Origin of the sequence: Pseudomonas sp. GL-B-19 (assembly GCF_019956415.1) — a bacterium.
Taxonomy (GTDB): domain Bacteria; phylum Pseudomonadota; class Gammaproteobacteria; order Pseudomonadales; family Pseudomonadaceae; genus Aquipseudomonas.
The window spans coordinates 18,128-27,249 of the sequence record NZ_JAHBDK010000060.1; the positions used below are offsets into that span (position 1 = coordinate 18,128).

At 60.3% G+C, this 9,122-nt stretch carries 11 protein-coding genes; 8 read left to right on the forward strand and 3 right to left on the reverse strand.

Going from position 1 to position 9,122, the window contains the following annotated elements; translation table 11 throughout:
• Positions 1–15 precede the first annotated feature (15 nt).
• The 4 genes from KGB06_RS22635 (at position 16) to KGB06_RS22650 (ending at position 4,912) form a co-directional block, all read left to right on the forward strand.
• The gene (locus tag KGB06_RS22635) at positions 16–2,769 is read left to right on the forward strand and encodes a response regulator (protein ID WP_223519727.1); all 2,754 of its coding nucleotides are present in this window, start codon (positions 16–18) and stop codon (positions 2,767–2,769) included.
• A gap of 209 nt (positions 2,770–2,978) precedes the next feature.
• Positions 2,979–3,968, forward strand: coding sequence for a 2-hydroxyacid dehydrogenase (locus tag KGB06_RS22640; RefSeq protein ID WP_223519728.1), 990 nt, complete (start codon positions 2,979–2,981; stop codon positions 3,966–3,968).
• 105 nt (positions 3,969–4,073) lie between these two features.
• Positions 4,074–4,508 carry a hypothetical protein gene (locus KGB06_RS22645; protein WP_223519730.1) on the forward strand — a complete coding sequence of 145 codons (435 nt, stop codon included), beginning with the start codon at positions 4,074–4,076 and terminating at the stop codon, positions 4,506–4,508.
• Positions 4,508–4,912 carry an META domain-containing protein gene (locus tag KGB06_RS22650; protein ID WP_223519732.1) on the forward strand — a complete coding sequence of 135 codons (405 nt, stop codon included), beginning with the start codon at positions 4,508–4,510 and terminating at the stop codon, positions 4,910–4,912. Before KGB06_RS22645 ends, KGB06_RS22650 begins: the two co-directional genes overlap by 1 nt.
• Positions 4,913–5,039: 127 nt before the next feature.
• Here KGB06_RS22650 and KGB06_RS22655 read toward each other — a convergent pair whose 3' ends face one another.
• Complete coding sequence (locus KGB06_RS22655; protein WP_223519734.1) at positions 5,040–5,507, reverse strand: TlpA disulfide reductase family protein; 468 nt, start codon at positions 5,505–5,507, stop codon at positions 5,040–5,042.
• A gap of 114 nt (positions 5,508–5,621) precedes the next feature.
• Here KGB06_RS22655 and arsC point away from each other — a divergent pair, with 114 nt between their 5' ends.
• Genes arsC through KGB06_RS22670 form a run of 3 tightly spaced genes read left to right on the forward strand, consistent with a single transcriptional unit; the run spans position 5,622 to position 6,995 of the window.
• Positions 5,622–5,975, forward strand: a complete 354-nt coding sequence (arsC, locus tag KGB06_RS22660; RefSeq protein ID WP_223519736.1) for an arsenate reductase (glutaredoxin) — start codon at positions 5,622–5,624, stop codon at positions 5,973–5,975.
• A complete protein-coding gene (gene wrbA, locus KGB06_RS22665) occupies positions 5,972–6,568 on the forward strand; it encodes an NAD(P)H:quinone oxidoreductase (RefSeq protein ID WP_223519738.1) in 597 nt (198 codons plus the stop codon). Before arsC ends, wrbA begins: the two co-directional genes overlap by 4 nt.
• Before the next feature lies 1 nt (position 6,569).
• On the forward strand, positions 6,570–6,995 hold the full coding sequence (locus KGB06_RS22670; RefSeq protein ID WP_223519740.1) for a DUF2069 domain-containing protein: 426 nt from the start codon (positions 6,570–6,572) through the stop codon (positions 6,993–6,995).
• A gap of 98 nt (positions 6,996–7,093) precedes the next feature.
• Here the strand turns inward: KGB06_RS22670 and KGB06_RS22675 are convergent, their stop codons facing one another.
• Both KGB06_RS22675 and ttcA read right to left on the reverse strand, forming a co-directional pair.
• Positions 7,094–7,768, reverse strand: a complete 675-nt coding sequence (locus KGB06_RS22675) for a DNA-3-methyladenine glycosylase I (protein ID WP_223519742.1) — start codon at positions 7,766–7,768, stop codon at positions 7,094–7,096.
• A 131-nt stretch (positions 7,769–7,899) separates the two neighbouring features.
• Complete coding sequence (gene ttcA / locus KGB06_RS22680; protein WP_109785173.1) at positions 7,900–8,724, reverse strand: tRNA 2-thiocytidine(32) synthetase TtcA; 825 nt, start codon at positions 8,722–8,724, stop codon at positions 7,900–7,902.
• 231 nt (positions 8,725–8,955) lie between these two features.
• Here ttcA and KGB06_RS22685 point away from each other — a divergent pair.
• On the forward strand, positions 8,956–9,122 hold a 167-nt coding region (locus KGB06_RS22685; RefSeq protein ID WP_223511913.1), incomplete at its 3' end, for a transposase.

Here is a 9,122-nt window from a genome sequence, read left to right on the forward strand (position 1 = left end):
ATGCAGGAGAAATGCGTGCTCAAGAAACTGGGAATTGAAGGCCGCGTGCTGTTGCTGACCTTGTTGCCGACGACTCTGATGGCATTGGTCCTGGGCGGCTATTTCACCTGGATGCAGCAATCCGACCTGCAATCCCAGCTATTGCAGCGCGGCGAGATGATTGCCGAACAGCTTGCGCCCCTGGTGGCCCCGGCCATGGGTCGCAAGGACAATGACCTGCTGGAGCGTATCGCCACCCAGTCGCTGGAAACAGCGGACGTGCGCGCAGTGACCCTCCTCGCCCCCGACCGCACGCTGCTGGCCCACGCCGGCCCGACCATGCTCAATCAGGCACCGGTGGGCAACGGCTCGCAGATGCTGCGCCGCAGCGGCAACGATGCGACGCGTTATCTGCTGCCGGTGTTTGGCAAACACCGCAACCTGGCCGGCGACTTGATTCCCGATGAAGCCAACCGCCTGCTCGGCTGGGTCGAAATCGAACTGTCCCACAGCGGCATGTTGCTGCGCGGTTACCGCAGCCTGTTTGCCAGCCTGCTGATGATCGCCGCCGGTCTGGCCGGCGCGGCGCTGCTGGCACTGCGGATGGGGCGGACCATCAACCGACCGATCAGCCAGATCAAACTGGCGGTAGCGCAACTCAAGGACGGTCATCTGGAAACCCGCTTGCCACCCCTCGGCAGTCAGGAACTGGATGACCTGGCGTCCGGCATCAACCGCATGGCCGGCACCCTGCAAAATGCGCGGGAAGAATTGCAGCACAGCGTCGACCAAGCCACTGAAGACGTGCGCCAGAATCTTGAAACCATCGAGATCCAGAACATCGAGCTGGACCTGGCGCGCAAGGAAGCCCTGGAAGCGAGCCGGATCAAATCCGAGTTCCTGGCCAACATGAGCCATGAAATCCGCACGCCGCTCAACGGCATTCTCGGCTTCACGCACCTGCTGCAAAAAAGCGAACTGACGCCGCGCCAGCTCGACTACCTGGACACCATCGAGAAATCCGCCGACAGCCTGTTGGGGATCATCAACGAAATCCTCGACTTCTCGAAAATCGAGGCCGGCAAACTGGTGCTCGACAATATTCCGTTCAACCTGCGCGACCTGCTGCAGGACACGCTGACCATCCTCGCTCCGGCGGCCCACGCCAAACAGCTGGAACTGGTGAGTCTGGTGTATCGCGACACGCCCTTATCGCTGGTGGGCGACCCGTTGCGGCTCAAGCAGATCCTCACCAACCTGGTCAGCAACGCGATCAAGTTCACCCGTGAAGGCACCATCGTTGCCCGCGCCATGCTTGAAGAAGAGCATGAAGACAGCGTGCAACTGCGCATCAGCATTCAGGACACCGGCATCGGCCTGTCGAACCAGGACGTGCGCGCGCTGTTCCAGGCCTTCAGCCAGGCCGATAACTCGTTGTCCCGGCAACCCGGCGGCACGGGGCTGGGGTTGGTGATTTCCAAACGACTGATTGAGCAGATGGGCGGCGAAATTGGCGTCGATAGTACACCGGGCGAAGGTTCGGAGTTCTGGATCAGCTTGAGTCTGCCCAAGACCCGCGATGACGCCGAAGACCTGCCAGGCCCTCCCCTGCTCGGGCGCCGCGTGGCGGTGCTGGAAAACCATGAGCTGGCGCGGCAAGCGTTGCAGCATCAACTGGAAGACTGCGGCCTGAGCGTAACGCCGTTCAATACCCTGGAGAGCCTGACCAATGGCGTGACCGGCGCGCATCAGACCGATCAGGCCATCGATCTGGCGGTGCTTGGCATCACCAGCAACGACATGCCGCCGGAGCGTCTCAACCAGCACATCTGGGACCTCGAACACCTGGGTTGCAAAGTCCTGGTGCTGTGTCCAACCACCGAGCAGACACTGTTCCATCTCTCGGTGCCTAACCCGCACAGTCAGCTTCAGGCCAAACCGGCCTGCACCCGCAAACTGCGTAGGGCCTTATCCGACTTGGTCAACCCGCGCCAGCAACGCAGCGAACCCGGCGAACCGCTGTCCAGCCGTGCGCCGAAGGTGCTTTGCGTCGATGACAACCCGGCCAACCTGTTGCTGGTACAAACCCTGCTCGAAGACATGGGCGCCAAGGTGCTGGCCGTGGAAAGTGGTTACGCGGCGGTCAAGGCAGTGCACAACGAAACCTTCGATCTGGTGTTGATGGACGTACAAATGCCCGGCATGGATGGGCGTCAAAGTACCGAAGCGATTCGTCAGTGGGAAAGTGAACGGCATTGCACACCATTGCCGATCGTGGCTCTCACTGCCCACGCCATGGCCAATGAAAAACGTGCGCTGCTGCAAAGCGGCATGGACGATTACCTGACCAAACCCATCAGTGAGCGGCAATTGGCGCAGGTGGTGTTGAAGTGGACAGGCCTGGCCCTGCGCAATCATGGACCGGAACGTTCCAGCGACAGCCACGGCGGCGGGCATGATTTGCAGGTGCTCGACCCCGAAGAAGGTTTGCGTCTGGCCGCTGGCAAAGCGGATCTGGCTGCGGACATGCTGGCGATGTTGCTGGCCTCGCTTGAGGCCGACCGCGAGGCCATTCGCACGGCCCGGGAAAGCAACGACTGGAATGCATTGATCGAGCGCGTCCATCGCTTGCACGGGGCAACCCGTTATTGCGGCGTCCCGCAACTGCGCGCCGCCTGTCAGCGCAGTGAAACGCTGCTCAAGCAACAGGATCCGAAAGCGCCCGGCGCACTGGAAGAGCTCGAACGGGCGATCAATCGCCTGGCCGCTCATGCCCGTATCAACGCTTGATGCAGCGCAACCGCGCCGATCACCATAAGCGCTAAGCTGGCCCTTGTAGCAGCTGGCGAAGCCTGCGTCCGGCGGCGCAGCCGTCGTGAAATCAGACATTGCGGTCTTTCAGGTAAACCACGTTTTCCTGATTTACGACGGCTGCGCCGCCGGACGCAGGCTTCGCCAGCTGCTACATAAAGCCTTGACCGAGTTATCCAGGAGGACTCATGCGCACGATTCTTTTCAGCAGCCAGATCTACGACCGCGACAGTTTTCTGAGCGCCGACCTGCCCGCCGGTATCGAGCTGCACTTTCAGTCCGCGCGGCTGAGCCTCGATACCGTGGCGCTGGCGCAATCTCACGAGGTGGTCTGCGCCTTTATCAATGACGACCTCAGCGCCCCGGTGCTGGAACGTCTGGCGGCTGGGGGCACACGCCTGATCGCCCTGCGCTCGGCCGGTTACAACCACGTTGATCTGGCGGCGGCGAAATTGCTGGGATTGTCGATCGTGCGCGTCCCGGCCTACTCGCCACACGCCGTGGCTGAACATGCGGTGGCGCTGATCCTGGCACTCAACCGCCGCTTGCACCGTGCCTATAACCGCACCCGCGAAGGCGACTTCAGCCTGCACGGGCTGACCGGCTTCGACTTGGTGGGCAAGACCGTCGGCGTGGTCGGCACCGGGCAGATCGGCGCAACGTTTGCCAAGATCATGAACGGCTTCGGCTGCCAGCTACTGGCCTACGATCCATTCCCCAACCCGCAAGTCGAAGCCCTTGGCGCCCGCTACTTGAGCCTGCCGGAACTGCTCGCCGAGTCGCAGATCATCAGCCTGCATTGCCCGCTCAACGAGCAGAGCAAACACCTGATCAACCGCAATTCACTGGTGCACATGCAACCCGGCGCGATGTTGATCAACACCGGGCGTGGCGGTCTGGTGGACACGCCGGCGCTGATCGACGCATTAAAGGACGGCCAATTGGGCTATCTGGGGCTCGATGTGTACGAAGAAGAGGCACAGCTGTTTTTCGAAGACCGGTCCGACCTGCCGCTGCAAGACGATGTGCTGGCGCGGCTGCTGACGTTCCCGAATGTGATCATCACCGCGCACCAGGCCTTCCTGACCCGCGAAGCGCTGGGCGCGATTGCCGCGACGACCTTGCAAAACATCGTGGCCTGGGCCGCCGGTACGCCGCAGAATCAGGTCGAGGGCTGATTGACTCAGGCTTTGGAAGGTCGTTTGAACCTGATCGAAGGTCATCCACCCGCGCCATGCTGCACGCAGGCCCGTGATAGCATACCGCGCATATTTGGAGGACCCATGGTCGAACACGATTTCCGCTACACCCTGATGAACCCGCAACACACCCTCACCGAATGCCGCGCCCTTGTGCCGGGGCGTTATCAAGTCACCGGCAACGGCGGCTCGATCCGGATTGGCGACGTGCTGGTAGTGACCCTTAAAGGCAGCAAGGACTTGTCCATGCGCCTGACCGTCGAAACGGTTCGCCACTTGATCAACCCGCCAGGCCAATGGGTCGCAGTGAGCAGTGGCCCGGTGTTCGGCGAACTGGCGATCCACACCTGGGAAGTCAATTGCGACAGCTGTGCCAAAGCGCTGAGCTTTGAGTTCGCGGTCGACGCCAAGCTCGGCAACAAGGCTGAAAAGCCCGCTGCCACGGCGCGGATTACCGAGTTGGGCTGGACCTCGGTTGGCGAGAAACACCTGTGCCCGAAATGCCAGGAGCCTGCGTGATGAAACGCCTCGCTCTGGCCGCCATGGTCGGTGCCAGCCTGCTGGGCTGCGCCGCCGAGCCGGTGCAACTCGAAAAAAATCGTAGCTACATTCTGGAATGGATCGGCGAAAATCCATTGATGGACTACAGCCACTTGACCATCACCCTCGGTGAAGACGGTCGGGCCTATGGCAATGGCGGCTGCAACCATTGGTTCGCGCCGTATACCCTGGAAGGCGACAAGTTGAGCTTCGGCAAGATCGGCAGCACCCGCAAGCTCTGTGCGCCAGCGCTCATGGAGCAGGAAAAGCGCTTCTTGCAGGCGCTGGAAGGCGTACAGCGCTGGGACGTTTCGCCGATTGAGCAGATGCGCTTCTGGCCGGCGCAAGGCAAGCCATTGCGATGGTGGCTTGAAGAGGGTTGATCCTTCTACCCGATCGTTCCCCACGCTCTGCGTGGGAATGCATCAAGTGACGCTCTGCGTCACAGGGACGCGGAGCGTCCCTGGCGGCGTTCCCACGCAGAGCGTGGGAACGATCATAACGGTCATCTCAGTTGACTGCCTGCAACGCCTCAAGCTTCGCCATCACCCCCGCCGCCGTCTGCTCGCCCATCAGCTGTTCGCGCACCTTGCCCTTGTTATCGATGATGTACGTCACCGGCAGGGCCTCATTGCGCGGCAGTTCAAAAAGATCGGCCGGGTCTGAAGCCAGTACCGTGAACTTGATCCCCAGTTTTTCACTGGCGCTTTTCAGTTCTTCACCCTGCACATTGTCGAAGTTGACCCCGAACACGCCAATCTTCTTGTCTTTCAATTGATCAGCCAACGCATTCAACTGCGGAATCTCGGTCCGGCATGGGCCACACCATTCGGCCCAGTAATTGAGCACCACCCATTGTTTGTCCAGCCGTTCGGACGCAACTTTCTGGCCGTTCTGGTCGACGCCATAGTCATTGCCGCAGCCCCCCAGCATCAACGCCCCGAAAATCGCCAATGCCGCTGCCAGTCGCCTTGTCATGTCGTGTTCCTTGTTCAAAATTGAATGCGCCTGCGACCCATCGCCTCGCAAGGTTCAGGATTACGCGCTGCACAGTTAGAATAGCTGCCACTTTACGCAAGAAGCGACCCGCCCATGACCGATCTGACGCTTTATCACAACCCGCGCTGCTCGAAATCCCGCGGTGCGCTCGAACTGCTCGAAGCCCGCGGCCTGACTCCGACTGTCGTGCGCTACCTCGAAACCCCGCTGGACGCCGTGCAAATCCAGAGCTTGCTGACCAAGCTTGGCCTCAGCGCCCGGCAACTGCTGCGCACTGGCGAGGACGAATACAAAACCCTCAACCTGGCCGACAGCAGCCTGAGCGAAGCGCAATTGATCGCGGCCATCGCTGCTCACCCGAAACTCATGGAGCGACCGATTCTCGAAGTCGGCGACAAAGCCGTCATCGGCCGTCCGCCAGAGAGCGTGCTGGAGTTGCTGCCGTGAGCGCACCGTACATTCTGGTTCTGTATTACAGCCGCAGTGGCTCGACCAATGAAATGGCCCGACAGATTGCCCGTGGCGTCGAGCAGTCCGGGATGGAAGCGCGCCTGCGCACCGTGCCGGCGATCTCCACCGAATGTGAAGCCGTGGCGCCTGACATTCCGGACGCCGGCGCGCTGTACGCCAGCCTCGATGACCTGAAGAACTGCGCGGGCCTGGCCTTGGGCAGCCCGACCCGATTCGGCAACATGGCGGCGCCGCTCAAATACTTTCTGGACGGCACCAGCAACCTCTGGCTGACCGGCGCGCTGGTGGGCAAGCCGGCCGGCGTGTTCACCTCCACCGCGAGCCTGCACGGCGGTCAGGAAACCACGCTGCTGTCGATGATGCTGCCGCTGCTGCACCACGGCATGCTGATCACCGGTCTGCCTTACAGCGAATCCGCCTTGCTGGAAACCCGTGGTGGCGGCACGCCGTATGGCGCCAGCCATCACGCCGGGGCCGATGGCAAAAGCGGCTTGAATGAACATGAAGTGGCGCTGTGCCGGGCCTTGGGCCTGCGGTTGGCGAAGACTGCGCAAAAGCTGGGGAACTGACGTGGCCAAGAAGCCGAAGATTCTGCCCTCCATTGAATGGCTCGAACCACGGGTGCGGGCGATGCGCGTCGTCAGCCTACTGTGCTTTTTCGGTCTGGTTGGGCTGTTGTGCGCCTACTACCTGGTGTTTGCCGACCTGCATGGCGCGCGGCCGTGGGTGATTTTGCTGATCGAACTGGTGCCGCTGCTGTTGCTCGCACCGGGGATGATTATCGGCAGCGCCCGTGGGCATTCGTGGATGTGTTTTGTGGTGAACCTGTATTTCATCAAGGGCGCACTCGCGGCGTATGACCCGAACCGGCAGCTGTTTGGGTTGCTGGAGATGGGCGCGAGCCTGGCGGTATTCTGCTCGGCGCTGTTGTATGTGCGGTGGCGGTTTCAGCTCAATCGCAAGCTCGCCGGTGAAGGCGAGATTTCCGTCGCCTGACAGACCGCATCGCTGGCAAGCCAGCTCCTACAGGGGATGTGTGGACGACACAAATCCGCTGTAGGAGCTGGCTTGCCAGCGATGCGGGCGACTCGGTCTCAATGATTCACTGTGTAAGCCAACATCATAGAAATCTGGCTCATCGGCCGCCCGCCACTCTGTTCATGCCACTGGTTGAACACATCCTGCACCAAGGCAAGATCCCGCAAACTGCTCGGCACCTTGTCGACGATCTTCTGTGCATTCAACGCCGCGACCACATCGTAGCTCGGCACAAAGGTGTCCTTGCCGACCATGCGCAAGAAACGTGGCGCCGACAACCCGCCCAATTGATGGCCGCGCTTTTTCAGGTATGTCCACAACCCGACGATATCCGTTACCGGCCAATCAGCGATCAACGCGCCAAAGCTGCCGTGCTCATGCGCCACGTCCAGAATGAACTGTGCATTACGCGGCACGCTCTTGAGCTTGCCCAAGTGACGGATGATTCGCGCGTCCTGCATCAGGCGCTCGAGGTGTTCGGCGCTCATCAGCACGACTTTTTCAGGGTCGAATTTGAAGAACACTTCTTCGAAGGCCGGCCACTTGGCATCCACCAGGCTGTGCTTGAGCCCGGCACGGAACACGCGCAGCGCCATGGTCGAGAGGTAGCGGTCGTCGCTGATCTTGCGCAATTGCGCCGGGGTTTTCGGAACGGGCAGATGGGCTTCCAGTTCAGCTGCTGAACCAAAGCGGTTCAGACAGTATTCGTTCAGCCACTTGTAATCGCGCATGCCCTCTCCTGATGAGTAAATGAATAGACCACTGTGGGAGCCAGCCTGCTGGCGATAGCGACGGGTCAGTCAACAATGATGTGTCTGACCCACCGCCATCGCCAGCAGGCTGGCTCCCACAGTGATTGTGTTTAGAGGTTGACCACGTTAACGAAGCGCGAAGCCGCCGTTTCGTCGATTTTCAGGCTGGTGAAGTCAAACAGGTTGCGGTCCGCCAATTGCGACGGGATCACGTTCTGCAAGCTGCGGAAAATGCTTTCGGTACGGCCCGGGGTCTTGCGCTCCCAGTCTTGCAGCATGTCCTTGACCACCTGACGTTGCAGGTTTTCCTGAGAACCGCAGAGGTTGCACGGGATGATCGGGAATTGCTTGAAGTCCGAGTAAGCCTGAATGTCTTTTTCGTTGCAGTAGGCCAGCGGACGGATGACGACGTTGCGGCCATCGTCGGCGCGCAATTTTGGCGGCATGGCCTTGAGCGAGCCGTTGAAGAACATGTTCAGGAAGAACGTCTCGACGATGTCGTCACGGTGATGACCGAGGGCCATTTTGGTCGCACCGATTTCATCGGCAAAGGTGTACAGCGTGCCGCGACGCAGACGCGAGCATAGCGAGCAGGTGGTCTTTCCCTCAGGAATAAGTTCTTTGACCACCGAGTAGGTGTCTTTCTCGACGATGTGGTACTCGATGCCCAGCTCTTTGAGATAGGCCGGTAGCACATGCTCCGGGAAACCTGGCTGCTTCTGGTCCATGTTCACGGCCACAATCTCGAACTTGATCGGTGCGACCTTCTGCAAGTGCATCAGCACGTCGAGCATGGTGTAACTGTCCTTGCCACCGGACAGGCAGACCATGACCTTGTCGCCGTCTTCAATCATGTTGAAATCGGCAACCGCCTCACCGGCCTGACGGCGAAGGCGCTTTTGCAGTTTGTTCTGGTTGACCGTAAGAGTGCCCATGTCGCGAAATCCGTGAGGTGTGACGAAAGGCCGGCATTTTACGCAAAAACCCGCCTTCGGCGAAGTACCCACCATCCCCTGTGGGAGCGAGCCTGCTCGCGATTGCGCAGTGTCAGTCAAGTTCATTAAAACCTGTCACACCGCAATCGCGAGCAGGCTGATCTGGCCTAATGAAATTGGACACCTCAATAGGGCGCTATGATGGCGCCCAAATCTAAGGTGTGCATGATGATGCGAAAGTCCTATTCCAGCGAGTTCAAGCTCAATGCTGCAAGCATGGTGCTTGATGAAGACCAGCCCATTCTTGAGGTCTGCGCCAACTTCGATATCGGCCCTACTGCGTTGCGCCGCTGGGTCGAGCAGGTCAGGAAAGAACGTGCAGGCTCGACGCTAGCGGG

Excerpts from the sequence above, each read along its gene's own strand:
- KGB06_RS22640 (WP_223519728.1), top strand. The coding sequence starts at position 2,979 with ATGCGCACGATTCTTTTCAGCAGCCAGATCTACGACCGCGACAGTTTT.
- KGB06_RS22645 (WP_223519730.1), top strand. The coding sequence starts at position 4,074 with ATGGTCGAACACGATTTCCGCTACACCCTGATGAACCCGCAACACACC.
- KGB06_RS22650 (WP_223519732.1), top strand. The coding sequence starts at position 4,508 with ATGAAACGCCTCGCTCTGGCCGCCATGGTCGGTGCCAGCCTGCTGGGC.
- KGB06_RS22655 (WP_223519734.1), bottom strand. The coding sequence starts at position 5,507 with ATGACAAGGCGACTGGCAGCGGCATTGGCGATTTTCGGGGCGTTGATG.
- arsC (WP_223519736.1), top strand. The coding sequence starts at position 5,622 with ATGACCGATCTGACGCTTTATCACAACCCGCGCTGCTCGAAATCCCGC.
- KGB06_RS22675 (WP_223519742.1), bottom strand. The coding sequence starts at position 7,768 with ATGCGCGATTACAAGTGGCTGAACGAATACTGTCTGAACCGCTTTGGT.
- ttcA (WP_109785173.1), bottom strand. The coding sequence starts at position 8,724 with ATGGGCACTCTTACGGTCAACCAGAACAAACTGCAAAAGCGCCTTCGC.